This is a genomic window from Pseudomonas sp. GM74 (assembly GCF_000282455.1).
Classification (GTDB): Bacteria; Pseudomonadota; Gammaproteobacteria; order Pseudomonadales; family Pseudomonadaceae; genus Aquipseudomonas.
Genome location: NZ_AKJG01000070.1, coordinates 1 through 19,920 on the forward strand (window position 1 = coordinate 1; position 19,920 = coordinate 19,920).

General features: G+C 60.0%; 21 protein-coding genes. 2 read left to right on the forward strand and 19 right to left on the reverse strand.

The window, feature by feature from the left end; genetic code table 11:
* Window positions 1-245: 245 nt before the first annotated feature.
* From PMI34_RS12905 to PMI34_RS12830, 16 genes are all read right to left on the reverse strand, one after another.
* Complete coding sequence (locus PMI34_RS12905) at window positions 246-806, reverse strand: DUF1285 domain-containing protein (protein ID WP_008050421.1); 561 nt, start codon at window positions 804-806, stop codon at window positions 246-248.
* A 16-nt stretch (window positions 807-822) separates the two neighbouring features.
* Complete coding sequence (locus PMI34_RS12900) at window positions 823-1,431, reverse strand: DUF4823 domain-containing protein (protein ID WP_008050422.1); 609 nt, start codon at window positions 1,429-1,431, stop codon at window positions 823-825.
* Between the two features lie 171 nt (window positions 1,432-1,602).
* Window positions 1,603-2,571, reverse strand: coding sequence for a GTP 3',8-cyclase MoaA (locus PMI34_RS12895; protein WP_008050423.1), 969 nt, complete (start codon window positions 2,569-2,571; stop codon window positions 1,603-1,605).
* A gap of 137 nt (window positions 2,572-2,708) precedes the next feature.
* Complete coding sequence (locus PMI34_RS12890) at window positions 2,709-3,347, reverse strand: TetR/AcrR family transcriptional regulator (protein WP_008050425.1); 639 nt, start codon at window positions 3,345-3,347, stop codon at window positions 2,709-2,711.
* Between the two features lie 342 nt (window positions 3,348-3,689).
* The gene (locus tag PMI34_RS12885) at window positions 3,690-4,475 is read right to left on the reverse strand and encodes a TatD family hydrolase (RefSeq protein WP_008050426.1); all 786 of its coding nucleotides are present in this window, start codon (window positions 4,473-4,475) and stop codon (window positions 3,690-3,692) included.
* Between the two features lie 72 nt (window positions 4,476-4,547).
* Window positions 4,548-5,534 (reverse strand): DNA polymerase III subunit delta', encoded by a 987-nt coding sequence (locus PMI34_RS12880; RefSeq protein ID WP_008050427.1) that lies wholly within the window; start codon window positions 5,532-5,534, stop codon window positions 4,548-4,550.
* The gene (gene tmk, locus PMI34_RS12875; protein ID WP_008050428.1) at window positions 5,527-6,159 is read right to left on the reverse strand and encodes a dTMP kinase; all 633 of its coding nucleotides are present in this window, start codon (window positions 6,157-6,159) and stop codon (window positions 5,527-5,529) included. Before tmk ends, PMI34_RS12880 begins: the two co-directional genes overlap by 8 nt.
* Window positions 6,160-6,178: 19 nt before the next feature.
* Window positions 6,179-7,411: an endolytic transglycosylase MltG gene (gene mltG, locus PMI34_RS12870; RefSeq protein ID WP_008050429.1), complete on the reverse strand. Its 1,233-nt coding sequence runs from the start codon at window positions 7,409-7,411 to the stop codon at window positions 6,179-6,181.
* A 3-nt stretch (window positions 7,412-7,414) separates the two neighbouring features.
* Window positions 7,415-8,230 carry an aminodeoxychorismate lyase gene (pabC, locus tag PMI34_RS12865; RefSeq protein WP_008050431.1) on the reverse strand — a complete coding sequence of 272 codons (816 nt, stop codon included), beginning with the start codon at window positions 8,228-8,230 and terminating at the stop codon, window positions 7,415-7,417.
* Complete coding sequence (gene fabF, locus PMI34_RS12860) at window positions 8,230-9,474, reverse strand: beta-ketoacyl-ACP synthase II (protein ID WP_008050432.1); 1,245 nt, start codon at window positions 9,472-9,474, stop codon at window positions 8,230-8,232. The genes pabC and fabF overlap by 1 nt, the downstream gene beginning before the upstream one ends.
* A 109-nt stretch (window positions 9,475-9,583) precedes the next feature.
* Window positions 9,584-9,820: an acyl carrier protein gene (gene acpP, locus PMI34_RS12855; protein WP_003175607.1), complete on the reverse strand. Its 237-nt coding sequence runs from the start codon at window positions 9,818-9,820 to the stop codon at window positions 9,584-9,586.
* Window positions 9,821-10,016: 196 nt separating this feature from the next.
* Window positions 10,017-10,757 carry a 3-oxoacyl-ACP reductase FabG gene (fabG, locus tag PMI34_RS12850; protein ID WP_008050434.1) on the reverse strand — a complete coding sequence of 247 codons (741 nt, stop codon included), beginning with the start codon at window positions 10,755-10,757 and terminating at the stop codon, window positions 10,017-10,019.
* Window positions 10,758-10,773: 16 nt separating this feature from the next.
* A complete protein-coding gene (fabD, locus tag PMI34_RS12845; protein ID WP_008050436.1) occupies window positions 10,774-11,712 on the reverse strand; it encodes an ACP S-malonyltransferase in 939 nt (312 codons plus the stop codon).
* 125 nt (window positions 11,713-11,837) lie between these two features.
* Entirely contained in the window at window positions 11,838-12,848 is a 1,011-nt protein-coding gene (gene plsX / locus PMI34_RS12840) for a phosphate acyltransferase PlsX (RefSeq protein ID WP_081498085.1), read from the reverse strand.
* Window positions 12,849-12,852: 4 nt separating this feature from the next.
* The gene (gene rpmF, locus PMI34_RS12835; protein ID WP_003179396.1) at window positions 12,853-13,035 is read right to left on the reverse strand and encodes a 50S ribosomal protein L32; all 183 of its coding nucleotides are present in this window, start codon (window positions 13,033-13,035) and stop codon (window positions 12,853-12,855) included.
* A gap of 13 nt (window positions 13,036-13,048) precedes the next feature.
* Window positions 13,049-13,576, reverse strand: coding sequence for a YceD family protein (locus PMI34_RS12830; RefSeq protein ID WP_008050439.1), 528 nt, complete (start codon window positions 13,574-13,576; stop codon window positions 13,049-13,051).
* Between the two features lie 105 nt (window positions 13,577-13,681).
* Between PMI34_RS12830 and PMI34_RS12825 the strand changes: the two genes are divergently transcribed.
* The gene (locus tag PMI34_RS12825; RefSeq protein WP_008050440.1) at window positions 13,682-14,260 is read left to right on the forward strand and encodes a Maf family protein; all 579 of its coding nucleotides are present in this window, start codon (window positions 13,682-13,684) and stop codon (window positions 14,258-14,260) included.
* A 205-nt stretch (window positions 14,261-14,465) separates the two neighbouring features.
* Here the strand turns inward: PMI34_RS12825 and PMI34_RS12820 are convergent, their stop codons facing one another.
* Genes PMI34_RS12820 through rluC form a run of 3 tightly spaced genes read right to left on the reverse strand, consistent with a single transcriptional unit; the run spans window position 14,466 to window position 17,091 of the window.
* A complete protein-coding gene (locus PMI34_RS12820; RefSeq protein ID WP_008050441.1) occupies window positions 14,466-15,455 on the reverse strand; it encodes a S49 family peptidase in 990 nt (329 codons plus the stop codon).
* A 24-nt stretch (window positions 15,456-15,479) separates the two neighbouring features.
* On the reverse strand, window positions 15,480-16,142 hold the full coding sequence (locus PMI34_RS12815) for an HAD-IA family hydrolase (RefSeq protein WP_008050442.1): 663 nt from the start codon (window positions 16,140-16,142) through the stop codon (window positions 15,480-15,482).
* A complete protein-coding gene (gene rluC, locus PMI34_RS12810; protein ID WP_008050443.1) occupies window positions 16,129-17,091 on the reverse strand; it encodes a 23S rRNA pseudouridine(955/2504/2580) synthase RluC in 963 nt (320 codons plus the stop codon). The genes PMI34_RS12815 and rluC overlap by 14 nt, the downstream gene beginning before the upstream one ends.
* Window positions 17,092-17,793: 702 nt before the next feature.
* Here rluC and rne point away from each other — a divergent pair.
* Window positions 17,794-19,920, forward strand: a 2,127-nt coding sequence (rne, locus tag PMI34_RS12805) for a ribonuclease E (protein WP_008050445.1), incomplete at its 3' end; no start/stop codon positions are given.

Below are 19,920 nucleotides of genomic sequence, written 5' to 3' on the forward strand. Positions count from 1 at the left end.
GGCGAGCCAGCAGCCCAGCCAGTCAACCGTCGATGCATGAAAGCTGCTGGACATGGACACCTCAAAGCCGTTCGCAATGGAGGCCCACGCTAATCATCATACGATTGGATGTCAATTTGATTTTTTGAAGAAATCAGAAATCTAATGTGGGAGCGGGCTTGCTCGCGAAGACGGAATCACATCCGACAAAGATGTCGGCTGACCCAGCGCCTTCGCGAGCAAGCCCGCTCCCACAGGGTTTTGCGTCAGGGTTCGAGACCGATGGGGAAAAACTCGCCGCCACTCCATACACCGAGCCAGCGCTGGCCATCGATCTCGCGACTCACCGCCAGCTCCACCAACTGATAGAACACGTTGCGATGGATCAACGCCTCAAGATTGCTGCGCACATGCACGTAAGGGGCTGGCTCTTGCGTTACCGGGTCGATGACCACGCGCATCGGATGATCGGCGCCGGCCTCGGTGGTTTCATCGACGTTGGTGGTAAAGCGCAACACCTGCGCCTCACCCTCGCCCTCCACGTCCACCGCAATCGCCACGAACGGCGCATCGTCGACCTTGATGCCGACCTTTTCCACCGGGGTAATCAGGAAATAATCATCGCCGTCGCGGCGAATGATGGTGGAGAACAGTTTGACCATCGGCTTGCGCCCGATCGGCGTACCCAGGTAATACCAGGTGCCGTCCCGGGCGATGCGCATGTCGATGTCGCCGCAGAAATCGGGGTTCCACAGGTGCACCGGCGGCAAGCCTTTGGTCTTGGGGATCTGCCCCAGCAAGTCGTTGGCTTTTTGCGGGCCACTCATGGCGTTCTCCTTGAAGTTACTGGTCGCTGAGCCCCAACAGGCCGCGCGCATATTGCTCCAGCGGCGGGCCCATCAGGTCTTCGGGTTTTTTATCGTGGAACGTCAGTAAACCGCCACGACTCTTGATGGTTGCAGTATCAATCAAATACTGGGTGCTGGTCTCGATCAACATGATCTGAATCATACCGCTGTCGATGCCGAGACGATCCAGGGCTTCCTGATCCAGCCACTCGTCCGAGTTGCCGATACGGTCGTCGGACTTGGCAAACCGGGTGTAGAGCAGATAGTGCGCACCGGCGGCACGGGCCTCGCCCATGGCCTGGTCGAGGCCTTCCGGTGAACGGGCACGGCGGACCATCGGGAAGTATTCGACGAAGCCATCGAACGCGACTTCGGCAATCACGTTCGGCCGCGGGTAAACGTCGCTGCCTGGGGGCATGAAAGCACCTTGGGCGATATAGACGAACGAGTCCGGCTGAATGCGCAGGTTGTTTACGCGCCGGCTGTCACTGTGGTCGAGCAACCCCGCATCGCTCATATGGTAACGAGTCCCTTCGGCCAAATCGCTGACGTTCATGCAGCCACCAAGTGCCAAAACGGCCAGCAGCAAAACCAGGCTACGCATCCTATCCTCCAGGGGCCGGTGTCGGAAAACCGGCGAATGGCCGTAGGATGCAGCTTCCGCGCCAGCTCAAGTTGCGCGTTGCCTGATCAAACGCAATCGCGGGCAAGCAACGCTCCCACAGGGTTTACGCAAAACCTTGTGGGAGTGTGGCTTGCCCGCGATGAGGCCCGATCAGCCGCCGATGATCTTCATGACAGTCGCCCCACCAGAGAACGCCACTTCCTGCTTGTCCCCCAAGGCTTTCACCAGCAGCCGCTGCAAGGCCGGCAGCGCCTGGTGGCGCGGCTTGTCCAGCAGGTCGCCGATGTAATGGCGATTGCTCGACGACAGGCAGCCATGCAGCCACCCGGTAGAAGACAAACGAAGGCGCGAGCAGGTACGGCAGAACGGCACACTTTCGTTGGCGATCACGCCAAAATGGCCTTGCCCCGGAATTTCATAGCGCACCGCTGTCGCATCGACGGGTGCATCGGCCTGCAGATATTCGTAGCGCTCGCCGATCAGGCTCAGCAATTGCTGGAGGCTGACGAACTGTTGCAGAAAGGCATTGGAGTCGTTGGCCAGGTGGCCCATGCGCATCAGCTCGATGAAGCGCAGTTCATAACCGCGCTCCAGGCAGTAGTCGAGCAGCGGCATCACTTGGTCAAGGTTCTGCCCGCGCAGCGGCACCATGTTGACCTTGATCTTCATGCCGGCCGCACTGGCCTCGCTCATGCCGTTGAGCACAGTGGCCAGGTCGCCGCCCCGGGCAATGCTGCGGAACGCACTCGCATCGAGGGTATCGAGGGAAACGTTGAGGCGCCGAATGCCGGCGTTCACCAGCAGCGGCAGTTTCTTCGCCAGTAACTGGCCATTGGTGGTCAGGCTGATGTCTTCCAGGCCCATCTGACCGACCGCTGTCATGAACGCTTCGAGTTTCGGGCTGACCAGCGGCTCGCCGCCGGTAATGCGCAGACGCTCGATGCCCGCCGCTTCAATCAGATAAGCCACGCCGCGCGCCATGGCTTCGGCCGACAATTCATCCTGCGCAGCCACCAGCCGCTTGCCGTTGGGCACGCAGTAGGTACAGGCGTAATTGCAGGCTGAGGTCAGACTGATTCGCAAGTTGCGAAAACGCCTGCCTTGACGGTCAACGATCATGGTCACTCCGGCGGAAGAATATCGGGCCGCTAAAACTTGACTCAGAAATCAAGTTTTAGCAAGTCCTCTACCTGAGTATATTCCTGCGGTACTGCGCCAAGTAGCGAAATCATGGCGCAATAAGGCAACTGAATGGCTCAGCTGCCGGAAGTGTCGGTGTCACGCTTGCGCTTGTTGCCCATGCGCACGCCGATGTCCATCAGGAACTGGAAGAAACCTTCCTGATCTTCCAGCACATTGCTCCAGAACGGCGAGTGATACAGCGCGACGGCACCGTGCACCAGCGCCCAGGACGCGCAGTAATGGAAGTAAGGTGGCACGTCTTCCAGCTTGCCTTCGCTGATCCGGCCCTTGATCAGCAAGGTCAGGCGTTCAAAGTTCGAGGCACGGATCTTGTGCAGCTCCTCGATCATCTCCGGCACCTGATTGCCCTTGACCACTTTCTCTTCGAGCCGATCGAACAGACGATAGCGTTGTGGATCGCGCATGCGGAATTCGAAATAGGCGCGGGACAGGGCTTCCTTGTCCTTGTCGACGTCGGCGGAGTGCAACAGCTCGTTCAAATCGCGCTCGTAGTCGAGCATCAGGCGCAGATAGATCTCGGCCTTGGACTTGAAGTGCTTGTAGATCGTGCCTTTACCGATACCGACGGCATCAGCAATCATCTCGACGGTGACACTGTCTTCACCTTGTTCGAGGAACAGCTTGAGCGCGGTATCGAGAATTTCCTGCTCGCGGCGACGGAATTCACGGACCTTACGAGGTTCTTTATGCATAAGAAAAGGTCTGTCGGGGTCAAAATTCGAAGCCGCGTATTATGCCTAACTTACGCAAAAATGCACGGATCATCCGACCATATCTGCGCTTTCTGGTCATTCCGCGTACGTTTACAGGGTGATGAGAACTCTTCCGAAGCGCACGTATTCCAAATTTGTTTAAAAACCCGTGCCGCTAAACTGGACGAGGCGCAATCCTGATCAATACTTGAACTGTCGGCGGGGCATCTCCCCCAAGTGTCACGCCGATATTGGTACCAACGGACCGCGTGCCATTGTTTTACTCCTAATGGTCTTAACCCGGATTCACCCCCCAGAACCCGGGTTTTTTTTGCCTGCGATTTAACCTTTCACGTGCGCCTGCGGGAACAGTCGCTTGAAATTCGCCGTGGTTTGTTCGGCAAACCGCTCGTAGGGCTCACCACGCAACATTGCCAGAAATTCCGCAACCTCACGCACGTACTGCGGCAGGTTTGGCTTGCCGCGATAGGGAATCGGCGCCAGGTACGGCGAGTCGGTTTCCACCAGCAACCGGTCGGCGGGCACCTTGCTGGCCACATCGCGCAACGCGTCGGCATTGCGGAAAGTGACAATCCCGGACAGGGAAATGTAATAGCCCATGTCCAGCGCGACCTTCGCCATCTCCCAGTCTTCGGTAAAGCAATGCAATACGCCCGCCTGGGGCAGCGCCGCTTCACGCAGCAAGTCCAGGGTATCGGCGCGGGCGCCACGGGTATGGATGATCACCGGTTTGCCGGTCTGTTGCGCCGCCTGCAGGTGCAGACGGAAGGACTCCTGCTGCAACTCTGCCGCTTCCGGCTCGTAGTGATAGTCCAGGCCTGTTTCGCCAATCGCCACCACGCGCGGGTGATTGAGTTCGTGCAACAGCCAGTCCAGCGCCGGCGCGACACCCGGTTGCACATCCAGAGGGTGCACGCCCACCGAGCAGTCGACGTCGTCATAACGTTCGGCCAGGGCCTTGACGTCGGCCGCGTTGTCCGCGCTGACACCAATACACAGAAAGTGCCCTACCCCGCGCTGCCGGGCCGCATCCAGGGCAGCATCCAGGGAGCCGTCGTGGGCGGCCAGGTCGAGGCGATCAAGGTGACAATGGGAATCTACGAGCATAAAGGGCTGCAACTTGTATCGAATGGGTGGGACGGTCGGATGTACCGATACTCAGAGTTTAGGCGCAGACAGTCATCGTTGGGCAGGCAACGACGCCCATTGCACCAGCAATGCCTCCAGCAGCAAGGCCGGATTGAGGTTGGCCTTGCTCAGGACTTTCTGTCGCTGGGCGAGGATCCAGTCCTGGATGTCGAGGACTTTGCCCTGGGCGCTTTTCTGCGCCAGGTATTGCACGACCTTGCGCATGTCGGCAAGGCCGAGCCCGGCTTCATCCTGGGTCAACTGATAGCGCAGGATCAGGCTCGACCAATCGCAGAACCAGTCGAACAGGCGCAACATCGGAATGTTTTTCCATTCTTCGGCCAGTTGCGTCGGCGACTGCTGTTGCTTGAGGAGTTTTTTCACCCCTTCCACCACTTGCGCGCGCTGTTCGCGTACGCCTTGGCCCTGGAGATTGACCGCCGCCAGCGGCGAACCGGCGGCCAGGGTCAGCAGTTCGACGCGCTCGTCTTCGGAACACTCCGGTAACGCCTGGGCCAGCCACTTCAAGCTCATGGCCTCGCCCGGCAGCGGACAGGCCTGCTGCACGCAACGACTCTTGATGGTTGGCAACAAGCGGCTCGGCTGATGGCTGATCAGCAACAGAACGGTATCGCCGGACGGCTCTTCAAGACTTTTGAGCAAGGCATTGGCAGCGTTGATGTTCATCGACTCGGCCGGCTCGATCAGCACCACTTTGCGCCCGCCCAACTGCGCGGTCTGCACCACGAAACCGACCAGGTCGCGAACCTGGTCGACCTTGATCGCCTTGTCGGCTTCTTCCGGTTCCAGGATGTAGTTATCCGGGTGGCTGCCAGCCTTGAGCAGCAGGCAGGATTTGCATTCGCCACAGGCTTGCAGCGCGTTCGGGCGCTGGCACAGCAAGCTGGCCATCAAGCGCTCGGCCAGTGCCCGCTTGCCGATCCCGGCGGGGCCATGCAGCAGGTAGGCGTGCGCATGCTGGGCGCGACCGGCCAGTTGCTGCCAGAGGGTTTCCTGCCACGGGTAGGCCTCAGCCACGGTTCAGCTCCAGCAGGCGTGGCAGCAAGGCATCCAGCGATTGCTGGACCTGTGCCAACGGCTGGGCAGCGTCGACCAGCACATAACGCGCCGGATCCGCCTTGGCCCGCTTGAGGAAGGCACTGCGTACGGCATCGAAAAAGGTCCGGCCTTCGAGCTCGAAGCGATCCAGGCGACCACGAGCGCTGGCGCGGGCCAGGCCGACCTCGACAGGCAGATCGAAAATCAGCGTCAGGTCCGGGCGCAGATCTCCCTGGACGAAGGTTTCCAGGGTCGCGATGCGCTCCAGCGACAAGCCGCGACCGCCACCCTGGTAGGCGTATGTCGAATCTGTGAAACGATCACACAAGACCACGGCGCCGCGGGCCAGCGCCGGGCGAATTACCTCGGCCAGGTGCTGGGCACGCGCCGCGAACACCAGCAGCAACTCGGTATCCGGGTTCATGACTTCATCGACCGGGGCCAGCAGCACTTCACGGATGCGCTCGGCCAGCGGCGTGCCACCCGGCTCGCGGGTCAGCACCACCTCGATGCCGGCGGCGCGCAGGCGCTCGGCCAGGTATTCGCGATTGGTGCTCTTGCCGGCGCCTTCGGGGCCTTCCAGAGAAATAAACAAGCCGGTCACAGGCAGTCCTTAGTCAGAGTCATTGCGAGCTTTTCGGTGCGTTGGCATCGAGTTCGGGCGTTTCAGGGGCTGGCGCAGGATCTTGCGCCGGCACCTGCGGCAGCGCCTCGGGAGCCGTGTTCGGTGAAGCGGCCGGGATCGGCGCCTGCTCCTGCGAAGCCTGAGCGTCCTGCGTACCGCTTTGTTCAGTCTGGGTCTGCGCCGTCTCTGGCGTGGCAGTGGGTGCCGGGCTGGAACGGTAATCGGTGCGACGCTTGAGCTGGAACTCCCTCACGGCATTGTTGTGGGCATCCAGGTCGTCGGAGAACACGTGAGTGCCATCGCCACGCGCCACGAAGTAAAGGCTGTTGCCGTCCACCGGATTGAGCGCCGCATGGATGGCTTCGCGACCGACCATGGAAATCGGCGTCGGCGGCAGGCCCGCATTCATGTAGGTGTTATAGGGCGTCGATTCCTTGAGGTGAGCCCGGGTCAGCTTGCCGCTGTAGCGGTCGCCGAGGCCGTAGATCACCGTCGGGTCAGTCTGCAGCAGCATGCCAATCGCCATGCGTCGCACAAACACACCGGCAATCTGCCCGCGCTCCTGCGGTACGCCGGTTTCCTTTTCCACCAGCGAAGCCATGATCAGCGCCTGGTAGGGCTCAGTGTACGGCACATCGGAAGAGCGCTGCTCCCACTCCTTGGCCAGCACTTCGTCGAGGCGCTCGTAAGCGGATTTCAGCAGCTCGACATCGGACATGCCCCGTACGTAACGATAGGTGTCAGGGAAGAAGCGCCCTTCCGGAAAAATCCCGGTGTGGCCGAGCTTGTCCATGACCTGGCTGTCGCTCAAACCGTCGAGGCTATGGTCGAGCTTCTCTTCCTTGGCCAGCGCTGCACGGACCTGACGGAAATTCCAGCCTTCGACCAGGGTCAGGCTGTACTGAACCATTTCCCCGCGTTTCCACAGGTCGATCAGGCCTTCGACGGTCATGCCCGGTTTCATGCGGTATTCACCGCTATGCAGGGGTTGTTTGCCGAGGTTGAAGCGCCAGTACACCCGCAGCCAGAATGCGTCCTTGATGACGCCATTGGCTTCGAGTCGGTAGAAGGTGCGGGTCGGCGTGGTGCCCTTGGGCACATCCAGCAATTGTTCCTGGGCAATGTTCAGCGGCTGTACCAGCGCCGAATGAATTTTCCAGGCTGAAGCACCCATCAGCAGCCCTGCCAGAACCACTCCGGTTTCCAGCAGCAGCAAGAGTTTACGTCTCACGTATCAAGCATCCAGTAGCACACGGGCAATGGTTTGGAGTTTACGGGTGAGCGGCCCAACCGGCCAGTGAAGAGCAGCATAGGCGCGCACCGGCCAGATACCATACACGCTGTTGCAGACAAAGACTTCGTCAGCCCATTGCAGCTGTTCGAGGGGGATATCGGTGATTTGCGTGGGGATTCCCAGCGACCTGGCTTGAAACAATATTTCGGCACGCATCACGCCTTCCACGCCGCAGCGCTTGAGGTCAGCGGTGACGAGCACGCCATCACGCACCAGGAACAGGTTGCTGAACACACCTTCAATCACGCGCCCGGCCTGATCGAGCATCAAGCCTTCGGCATGCTCGGTGTCCTGCCATTCGGCACGGGCGAGGACTTGTTCAAGACGATTGAGGTGCTTGAGACCGGCCAGTAATGGCTGTCTGGACAATCGCGTGACGCAAGGAAACAGACGAACACCCTGCTCACCGTGCGCAGCAGGATAAGCCGCCGGTGGATTGCCTTGCAGAATGCGTCGGGCCTGAGCCGAAGGATCGGGGGCGTAACCGCGCAGGCCGTCGCCACGGGTGAGAATGAGCTTGAGCACCCCGTCACCCAGAGCCGCTGCGTAGGCCAGCAGTTCGCTACGGATCAGCTCATGCCCGGTGGTTATCGCCAGGCGCGAACAGCCGTCCGCCAGACGCGACAGATGCCGGTCCAGCAACACGGGCTGCCCGCTGCGCACGGCGATGGTCTCGAACAGACCATCGCCGTAAGCCAGGCCGCGATCCTTCAGCGACAAAGCGTCAGCCGGCTGACCGTCGACCCAGCTGTCCATCAGCCTGCGAACCGGCGGAACACCAGCGAGCCGTTGGTGCCGCCAAAACCGAAGGAGTTGGAAACGACCACATCGATATCCATGTTGCGCGCCGTGTGCGGCACGAAATCGAGGTCGCAGCCTTCGTCCGGCTCATCGAGGTTGATGGTCGGCGGGGCTACCTGACTGTTGATTGCCAGCACGCTGAAGATCGCCTCGACCGCGCCGGCCGCACCCAGCAGGTGGCCAGTCATGGACTTGGTGGAACTGACGGCCAGCTTGTAGGCGTGCTCGCCGAACACCGACTTGATCGCATTGACTTCAGCCAGGTCGCCTGCGGGTGTCGAAGTGCCGTGGGCGTTGATGTACTGCACCTGATCGCCATTGATTCTGGCATCGCGCAGCGCATTGGTGATGCAGCGCGCTGCACCTGCGCCATCGGCTGGCGGCGAGGTCATGTGGTAGGCATCGCCACTGGTGCCGAAGCCGATCAGCTCGGCGTAGATGGTCGCGCCACGCGCCTTGGCGTGTTCGAGTTCTTCCAGCACCAGCGCACCGGCACCGTTGGACAATACAAAGCCATCGCGGCCCTTGTCCCATGGACGGCTGGCGCGGGTCGGCTCGTCGTTGCGGGTCGACAGCGCACGGGAGGCACCGAAGCCGCCCATGCCCAGACCGCAGGCCGCCATCTCGGCACCGCCGGCAATCATCACGTCGGCTTCGTCGTACATGATGTTGCGGGCCGCCATGCCAATGCAGTGTGTGCCAGTGGTACAGGCCGTGGCGATGGCGTAGTTAGGTCCCTGTGCACCTAGGTGGATGGACAGGAAACCGGAAATCATATTGATGATCGAGCCTGGCACGAAGAACGGTGAGATCCGTCGTGGGCCGGTCTCGTGCAGCGTACGGGCGGTTTCTTCGATATTGGTCAGACCGCCAATACCCGAGCCCATGGCCACGCCGATACGCTCACGGTTGGCGTCGGTGACTTCCAGACCGGCATTGCGTACCGCCTGAAAACCTGCGGCCAGACCGTATTGAATGAACAGGTCGAGCTTGCGGGCTTCCTTGACCGACAGGTATTCCTCGACATTGAAGTCCTTTACCGAGCCGCCAAAACGGGTGGAATAGGCAGAAAGGTCGGCGTGTTCGATCAGACCAATGCCACTGCGGCCAGCCAGAATGCCCTGCCAGCTGCTCGGCACATCCGTGCCCAGTGGCGACAACATACCCATACCGGTGACTACGACGCGTCTACGCGACACAGCACTCTCCTTTTTTCAAATGACGACTTTGCATCAGGCCTAAAGAAAAAACCGCACGCCATGATGGCAGTGCGGTTTTTCCATGACAGCGAGCAACGATTACAAACTATTACGCCTGGTGGCTAGTAACGTAGTCGATTGCAGCTTGTACAGTAGTGATCTTCTCGGCTTCTTCGTCAGGGATTTCGGTCTCGAATTCCTCTTCCAGAGCCATCACCAGCTCAACGGTGTCAAGGGAGTCGGCACCCAGGTCTTCAACGAAGGAAGCAGTGTTGACCACTTCTTCTTCTTTAACGCCCAGTTGCTCAGCAACGATTTTCTTGACGCGCTCTTCGATGGTGCTCATACCTTGTTTTCACTCCTAATGGACAAATTCAGGCAGCTGGCCAGTGGGTAAGTGTATAGAAAGGCTTTTCAGCTTTTCAACTGAAAGCTTCACTCCTCGAACCCGGTGACCCTCTGCCTATAAATAGATTGCAGCTTTATAACGGATTTTAGACAGCTCGTATGACATTTTTTTGAAGCAATCCGTCACATTTGAATTACATGTACATCCCGCCGTTCACCGGGATTGTAGCTCCGGTAACGTAAGCCGCACCGTCCGACGCAAGAAAAGCGACCACGGACGCGATCTCTTGAGCCTGCCCCAGACGACCCAGCGGAATCTGCGTCTGCAAGGCTTCACGCTGTGCCTCGGGCAGTTCACGGGTCATATCGGTATCGATGAACCCAGGGGCCACCGAGTTTACCGTAATCGAACGCGAACCGACTTCTCGCGCCAGTGCACGGCTGAAACCTTCCAGACCGGCCTTGGCGGCAGCGTAGTTTACTTGGCCTGCGTTGCCCATGGCACCCACAACCGAGCCAATACTGATAATTCGGCCCCAACGGGCTTTGGTCATGCCGCGCAAAACGCCCTTGGACAGGCGGAACAGACTGTTCAGATTGGTATCGACAACGTCGTGCCACTCGTCGTCTTTCATGCGCATCATCAGGTTATCGCGGGTGATACCGGCATTATTGACCAGAATTGCCGGCGCACCGAACTGCTCCTGTATGCTCGCCAGGACCGCCGCAACGGACTCGTCGCTGGTGACATTGAGTTCCAGGCCAGTGCCCTGAATACCGTTTTCCTTCAGGGTCGCGGCAATGCGCTCGGCACCCGACACGGAGGTCGCGGTACCCACAACGATGGCACCCTGACGACCCAGCTCCAGGGCGATAGCCTGGCCGATGCCACGGCTGGCACCGGTGACCAGTGCAACTTTACCTTGCAGACTCATGCAAGCTTCTCCTGATTCAGGCCAACGCTGCACGGGCGGCAGCGAAAGCGTCTGGGGTATTGAGGTTGGATGTCGACACGCCTTCGGCGCAACGTTTGTTCAGACCGGCCAGCACTTTGCCCGGGCCACACTCGACCAGATTGGTCGCGCCCTTGGCGGCCAGCGCCTGGACGGATTCAACCCAGCGTACTGGCTTGTACAGTTGCTCGAGCAGATCGCGCTTGAGGGTTTCCAGATCGGCCGGCACCTGGGCACTGACGTTCTGCACCACGGGAATCTGCGGCGCCTGCCAGTCGATCGCCGCGATCGATTCAGCGAAACGCTCGGCTGCCGGACGCATCAGCTCACAGTGCGACGGCACGCTGACCGGCAGTGGCATGGCGCGCTTGGCACCACGCGCCTTGCAACCTTCGATGGCGCGCTCGACGGCAGCCTTGGCACCGGCGATGACCACCTGGCCCGGCGAGTTGAAATTGACTGCGCTGACCACTTCGCCTTGCGCCGCTTCGGCACAAGCTGCCAGTACGTCGGCGTCATCCAGACCCAGGATGGCAGCCATGCCGCCCTGCCCGGCCGGAACGGCTTCCTGCATCAACTGGCCACGACGCTCGACGAGCTTCACCGCATCGCCCAGGCTCAGACTGCCTGCCGCGACCAGCGCGCTGTATTCACCCAGGCTGTGCCCGGCAACATAAGCCGGACGCGCGCCACCTTCGGCCAGCCACAGTCGCCACAGGGCGATAGAGGCGGTCAGAATGGCCGGCTGGGTTTTATCGGTTTGATTGAGTTGCTCTTCCGGCCCTTGCTGGGTCAGTGCCCACAGGTCGTAACCCAGTGCATCGGAAGCTTCTTTGAATGTTTCAAGGACAACCGGATGTTGCGCGCCCAGCTCGGCCAGCATGCCGAGGGACTGCGAACCCTGTCCTGGAAAGACGAATGCGAGGGAAGCAGACATGTAACAAGCCCCTAATGATCTTGTCGTCGGAGAGTTGGCGCCCCGCTTTGGAGACGCAAGAAACTGACAGTTGGATGGCCCATCGAACCAAGCGGTCACATTTAAGCATTGTCCGACGAAAACGCCTAAAGCAACAAATCCTCCAGACGACCATGCAGGCGCTCGGGAAGATTCTCCTGAATCTCGATCAAGGCGCGCTCAATGGCACTTTGAAACCCCTGAACCCCCGCAGAACCGTGGCTTTTCACCACAATACCCTGCAAACCGAGAAAGCTCGCGCCGTTATGCCGGGCAGGCGCCAGATCGGCCTGCAGGCGCTTCATCAAGGGCAGCGCCAGCGCGCCGATCACGCGAGAGGCCACGCTCTTCCTGAACAACGCTTCGATGCGCCCGGCAATCATGGTCGCCAGACCCTCGCTGGATTTGAGCAGGATGTTGCCGACAAAACCGTCACACACCACCACATCCGCCTCGCCACGGTACAAACCGTCGCCCTCGATAAAGCCGATGTAATTGATGCCACGGGCGCCTTGCAACAAAGTCGCCGCCAGCTTGACCTGTTGATTGCCCTTGATGTCTTCGGTGCCGATGTTCAGCAACGCCACCCGAGGACGCGCTATGCCCAGGGTTTCAGCCGCAACCGAACCCATGACCGCAAACTGCAACAGATGCTCGGCACTGCAATCAACGTTGGCGCCCAGATCGAGCAATTGGCAGTAACCCTTTTGTGTCGGAATCGCCGCCACCATGGCCGGACGGTCAATGCCCGGCAGAGTCTTGAGCACGAACCGCGACAACGCCATCAGCGCGCCGGTATTGCCCGCACTGACACAGGCCTGGACCTTGCCGTCACGCAACAACTCAAGCGCCACGCGCATCGACGAGTCGGGTTTACCGCGCAGGGCCTGGGCAGGCTTTTCGTCCATGGTGATGACTTCGGACGCCGGCGTAATCGACAGGCGCGCGCGATCCACAGCCGGATGGCCAGCGATCAATTCTTCAAGAAGGGAAGGTTGACCGACGAGGGTCAGGTGCAGCGAGGGTGTAGCAGACAGGCAGGCAAGGCTGGCCTGGACAATGCTGCGGGGACCGAAGTCCCCGCCCATTGCGTCAATCGCGATGACTTGAGCGGACAAGTGATTACTCGTCAGCGCCCTTGTCGATCACTTTACGGCCACGGTATACGCCTTCTGGCGATACGTGGTGACGCAGGTGAACTTCACCGGTGGTTTTTTCTACAGACAGGGTGCTAGCCTCGAGAGCGTCGTGCGAACGGCGCATGTCACGGGCAGAGCGGGATTTTTTGTTCTGCTGAACAGCCATAATTGATTAACTCCTAAACGTTTGGGTCACGCTTTAACTGCGCCAATACACTGAACGGGTTGGACCGCGTTACCTCGTCCTCGCTCGGTTCGGGCTCATCGAGACCCGCCGGCTGCTGGCATTCTTCCGGATGATGAGCAGGCACAATGGGCAAGGCGAGCAGAAGCTCCTCCTCGATCAGTGACTGCAGATCCAAAGGATCTTCGCCCAGTTCCAGCACGTCATAACCTTTCGGCAACGACTGGGTATTCGCACCCTCCTTCACCACAGCGTAACTGCATTCGCTATGGATCGGCAGGGTGACCAGCTCAAGACAACGCTGGCAAACCATTTTGACTTCAGTGTCGATAAAGCTGTGGATGACCACAGATTTACGTTCATCTCGTTCAAAAACGAATTTAGCCTGCACCGTACCGACATTGTCGGAAAGCGGGTCGCAGAGTCTCTCCAAATCGGCCAGCAGCATTTCACCTTGAAGGGTGGTGCCACGATCAGCCAATTTGCGCGGGTCAACGTGAGGTGGAATCGGGTCATTCAACATAGGCGCAGCATTATAGGGATGCACCCGCCCATGTCAAAGGAAATTCAGCCCTGTCCGTCACTTGGAAGCCTCGCTAGAATTCGCGCACGCCTTATGGAGTTGCGCATGCTGCCTTTATTACTCGCTTCCAGCTCGGCCTATCGCCGGGAATTGCTGACCCGCCTGCAGTTGCCATTCACTTGCAGCTCGCCGGATATCGACGAAAGCCATCGCCCGGGCGAATCCGCCATCGAGCTGGTCAAACGCCTCGCCGAAGAGAAAGCCCGCGCCCTGGCCGACAGCCATACCACTCATCTGATAATCGGCTCCGACCAGGTTGCCGTGCTGGGAGGCCGGATAATCGGCAAGCCCCACACGTTCGAAAAAGCCCGCGAACAACTGCTGGCCGCCAGCGGTGCCAGTGTGACATTCCTGACCGGCCTGGCCCTGCTCAACAGCCAGACCGGACACTGCCAGGTCGATTGCGTGCCGTTCACCGTACACATGCGCACACTCGACGCACCCCGCATCGAACGCTACCTGCACGCAGAGCAACCCTACGACTGCGCAGGCAGCTTCAAGGCCGAAGGCCTGGGGGTCAGCCTGTTTCGCAGCACCGAAGGTCCGGACGCCACCAGCCTGATCGGCCTGCCCTTGATTCGCCTCGTGGACATGCTGCTCGCCGAAGGCGTACGAATACCCTGATTACGACAAGCATGTAGCAGCTGGCGAAGCCTGCGTTCGGCTGCGTAGCAGTCGTAAAATCAGGGTTCGCGGTACGTCAGAGAGGTCGTGCAAGCCGGATTTACGACTGCTACGCAGCCGAACGCAGGCTTCGCCAGCTGCTACAGAGACTGCGCTCAAACGAAAAAAACCGGCCACTTGGGCCGGTTTCTCTACACACCGAAAATCAGCGCAACGACGGACCGTTAAAGCCCATCCACATCGCCAAATGCTCAGCCACGCTGGCACCGAGCTTTTTCGAGAAGCGATCGAACGGCGACTCCTGAACGGTGAAGTCCACCAGTTCTTTCTCGCCGATCACATCCCGCGCGACCGAACTGGCATTACCCAGCCCATCGATCAACCCCAGCGGCAGCGCCTGCTCGCCAGACCAGACCAGACCGGAGAACAGTTCCGGATGATCCTTGTCCTTCAGGCGATCGCCGCGCCCCTGCTTGACGCTGTTGATGAACTGCTTGTGGGTCGTATCGAGCACGCCCTGCCAGAAGGCGGTTTCTTCCGGCTTCTGTGGCTGGAACGGATCAAGGAACGACTTGTGCTCGCCAGAAGTGTAGGTGCGCCGCTCGACGCCCAGCTTCTCCATGGTGCCGACAAAACCATAACCGGCTGCCGTCACACCAATGGAGCCGACCAGGCTCGCCTTGTCGGCGTAGATCTGATCCGCCGCACTGGCGATGTAGTAAGCGCCGGAAGCCCCCAGATCGGAAATGACCGCATAGAGCTTGATGTCCGGGTGCAGGCCGCGCAGGCGACGGATCTCGTCATAGACATAACCCGACTGCACCGGACTGCCGCCCGGGCTGTTGATGCGCAGGATGACACCCTTGACCTTCTTGTCCTCGAAAGCCGCGCGCAGACTGCCAACGATATTGTCCGCGCTGGCCGGCTCCTTGTCGGCAATCATGCCTGTCACATCGATCAACGCCGTGTAATTGGCACTGAGGGTCGCGGCCTTTTCCATATCCATCAGCGGCGAAAACAGGGCAATTGCGCCGAACAGATATACAAAAATCAGAAATTTGAAGAATATCCCCCAGCGACGGGACCGGCGCTGCTCCTGTATGCCGGCCAGCAGCGTCTTTTCCAGCAGCTTCCAGCTTCTGTCGTCACCGCTCTCTGCGCTCGCCGTGGCGGGCGCCTTCCATTCGTCGGTCATGCCATCCACCCCAAAAACAACCGGTTAAGCCTGCTGACTCAGCCAGGCATGCAATTCTGAAAAACGGTCGATGGCCAGTCGCGGCTCATACAACTTCAACGCATCGATCGATTGAGCGCCATAACTGACGGCCACCGACCCCATGCCGGCGTTGCGCGCCATCTGCAAATCAAAGGACGAATCACCGACCATCAACGCCTGTTCCGGGCGAACCTCGCAATGGGCGAGAATCTGCTCGAGCATCAGCGGATGAGGCTTGCTGGCGGTCTCGTCGGCGGCACGAGTGATATCGAAGTAATTTTCCCAGCCGTGGGACTTCAACACCCGATCCAGCCCGCGACGAGCCTTGCCCGTCGCCACGGCCAGATGATAGCCCTCGGCACGAAATGCCTCGAGCGATTCGACCACCCCCTCGAACAGCGGCGAAGGCACAGCCTCCGACGCAATGTAATGCTCAGCATAGTGCTCGCGGAACGCGATCAGCCCGGCGTCGCCGATTTCGGGGTACAGGGTGCGGATCGCTTCCGGCAAGCCCAAGCCGATGATGCCCTTAACGGCCAGATCATCGCGCGGCTCAAAGCCGGAACGCTGCGAGGCAACATGCATCGCCTCGACAATCCGGCCAATGGAGTCGGCCAGGGTGCCGTCCCAATCGAAGATCAGCAGTTTGTAATCAGATGGGCGCACTCAATCGCTCCACGGTTTTGGCCCACATCTCATCGACCGGCGCTTGCAGCTTCAGTTCACCGCCATCGGGGAGTGGCACGGTCAGCATGTAGGCGTGCAGGAACAGGCGCTTGCCACCCAGATCACGGATTTCCTTACTGAAATCGTCATCGCCGTACTTGGTGTCGCCGGCAATGCAGTGCCCGGCGTGCAAGGTGTGGACGCGGATCTGGTGAGTGCGGCCGGTGATCGGCTTGGCTTCGATCAAGGTGGCAAAGTCGCCAAAACGCCGCAGGACCTTGAACACGGTCACAGACTCCTTGCCCTCCTCCTCGTCGACCTCGACCATACGCTCACCGGAGCGCAGATTGCTCTTGCCGAGCGACGCCCGGACTTGCTTGATCGAGGACGCCCAGTTACCACGAACCAGCGCCATATAACGCTTATCGACGCCATCGCCGCGCAAGGCCGTGTGCAAGTGACGCAGCATGCTGCGCTTCTTGGCGATCATCAGCAGGCCGGAAGTGTCACGGTCGAGACGGTGAACCAGTTCCAGTTCCTTGGCGTCAGGGCGCAACTGACGAAAGGCTTCGATAACGCCGTAGTTCAAGCCACTGCCGCCGTGAACCGCAATCCCTGGGGGCTTGTTGATCACGATGAGCGCCTTGTCTTCGTAGACAATCGAGGCTTCGAGTCGCTGCAGGAGCCCCTGTGCCAATGGCACCGGCTCGTCACGCTCAGGCACGCGAACCGGCGGCACGCGCACGATATCGCCCGCCTGCAGCTTGTACTCGGGCTTGATCCGACCTTTGTTCACGCGCACTTCGCCCTTGCGCAAAATGCGGTAAATCAAGGTCTTGGGCACGCCTTTGAGTCGGGCGAGAAGGAAATTATCAATGCGCTGGCCGGCATATTCCGGCGAGACCTCAAGCAGTTGTACGCCTGGAGTCGGGGGGGTAGTCGTCGTCATGGCGCGGATGATAACAATTTTTTATGGAATTGAAGCACTTAATCATTGCTGCTATAGTCGCGAACGTCGCCAAAAGCGGCCTGGACAGCGGACCAACGGTCAAAAACCGGCCCTGACCAACGCAATTCACCAGGACGCGAGGCCGTCCTACGGGGCTTTCGCTACGTAACGGTGGAGTTTGCAGGTGTAACGAGCGCAGGTGACATGAGGCCTGAATCACGCCACAAAGCAGAGTTTTCCACTCGTTTTGCGCGCCATATTCACGGCCAGTTCACAAAGTGCAGTCAGCTGCGAATGACCCCGAGCGAAGGCATCGGAAACAACGCCTAAATTAGCCATGATGCGTGACCTCCCCTTTCGGAGCTCACGGTAAATGCCAACCCGCTGCGGATTCTGCGCGCGGCAGCACCCGAATTATCAGGGATACGTGTAGGGTGGAGATGCACAACCGCCGGACTGTGTAGCAACAGGCTTTCTCAAGACGCTTCATCTCGTCCACAGCCGCTGGTTGATTCCTCCTCCTGACTGAGTGCTTAAGTAGCCACAGCAAGCAGGACGCGTACGTCGCGATGAAGGCCCACATTGGCCGGACTTCGCTGGACACGGGAAATGGCCAACCACTCCCGACGCACCTGACACCGACCGTGAGAAGTCGTGTGTGCCGAACGCCGTTTCCGGCAGCCCGGAAACCGACGGTACTACATGAAAAGAATGCTGATTAACGCAACTCAACCCGAAGAGTTGCGTGTTGCACTGGTAGATGGCCAGCGCCTCTACGACCTGGACATCGAATCCGGTGCACGCGAGCAGAAGAAGGCCAACATCTATAAAGGCCGGATTACTCGCATCGAACCAAGCCTCGAGGCTGCCTTTGTCGATTTCGGCTCTGAGCGCCACGGCTTCCTGCCCCTCAAAGAAATCTCCCGCGAATACTTCAAGAAAGCCCCGGAAGGTCGCGTCAACATCAAGGACGTCCTGAGCGAAGGCCAGGAAGTCATCGTTCAGGTCGAAAAAGAAGAACGTGGCAACAAGGGCGCCGCCCTGACCACCTTCATCAGCCTGGCCGGTCGTTACCTGGTGCTGATGCCGAACAACCCGCGTGCCGGCGGTATCTCCCGTCGCATCGAAGGCGAAGAGCGCAATGAACTGCGTGAAGCCCTGAACGGCCTGGTTGCCCCGGCCGACATGGGCCTGATCGTGCGCACTGCCGGCCTGGGCCGCAGCAGCGAAGAAATGCAGTGGGACCTCGACTACCTGCTGCAACTCTGGACCGCCATCAAGGAAGCCTCGCTGGATCGTTCCGCGCCGTTCCTGATCTACCAGGAAAGCAACGTGATCATCCGCGCGATCCGCGACTACCTGCGCCAGGACATCGGCGAAGTGCTGATCGACAGCGTCGAGGCCCAGGACGAAGCCCTGACCTTCATCCGCCAGGTGATGCCGCAGTACGCCAGCAAGATCAAGCTGTACGAAGACAGCGTTCCGCTGTTCAACCGTTTCCAGATCGAAAGCCAGATCGAAACCGCCTTCCAGCGCGTTGTCGAACTGCCTTCCGGCGGCTCCATCGTTATCGATCCGACCGAAGCCCTGGTGTCCATCGACATCAACTCGGCGCGCGCCACCAAAGGCAGCGACATCGAAGAAACCGCACTGCAAACCAACCTTGAAGCGGCCGAGGAAATCGCCCGTCAGTTGCGCCTGCGCGACATCGGCGGCCTGATCGTCATCGACTTCATCGACATGACCCCTGCCAAGAACCAGCGTGCCGTGGAAGAGAAAGTCCGCGAATGCCTGGAAGCCGACCGCGCTCGCGTGCAAGTCGGTCGCATCTCGCGCTTCGGCCTGCTGGAAATGTCCCGTCAGCGCCTGCGTCCATCCCTGGGCGAAAGCAGCGGCATCGTCTGCCCGCGTTGCAACGGCACCGGCATCATCCGTGACGTTGAATCGCTGTCCCTGGCGATCCTGCGCCTGATCGAAGAAGAAGCCCTGAAAGACCGGACCGCCGAAGTTCGTGCGCAAGTGCCGATCCCGGTGGCTGCGTTCCTGCTCAACGAAAAACGCAACTCGATCACCAAGATCGAACTGCGTACCCGTGCCCGCATCGTCATCCTGCCGAACGATCACCTCGAAACGCCGCACTTCGAAGTGCAGCGCCTGCGTGATGACAGCCCGGAAGCCGCGACCAACCAGTCCAGCTACGAAATCGCAGCTGCCGCCGCAGAAGTCGAAGAAGTCCAGCCAGCTGCCGCGACCCGCACCCTGGTTCGCCAGGAAGCCGCGGTCAAGACTGCTCCGGCCCGCGCCAACGCTCCGGTGCCGACCGAAGTGACCGCTCCGGCTCCTGCTCCGGTTGCAGTGCCTGAGCCAAGCCTGTTCAAAGGCCTGGTGAAGTCGCTGGTGAGCCTGTTCGCCACCAAGGAAGAGCCTGTAGCTCCGGTTGTGGTTGAAAAACCTGCGACCACCGAGCGTCCGGCCCGCAACGAAGAGCGTCGCAACGGTCGCCAGCAGAGCCGCAACCGTAACGGTCGCCGCGATGAAGAGCGCAAGCCTCGCGAAGAGCGTGCACCGCGTGAAGAACGCGCACCACGCGAGCCGCGTGAAGAGCGTCAGCCACGGGAAGTGCGCGAGCCTCGCGAAACCCGCGAAGAAACGCCGGCAGTAGCCCGCGAAGAACGCGCACCACGCGCTCCGCGTGAAGAACGTGCACCGCGCGCTCCGCGTGAAGATCGCAAGCCACGTGGCGAGCGTGAAGAACGCGTTCGTGAACTGCGTGAGCCTCTGGATGCCGCTCCGGCTGCTCCAGCCGCCGCTACGGCTGGTACCGCTGAA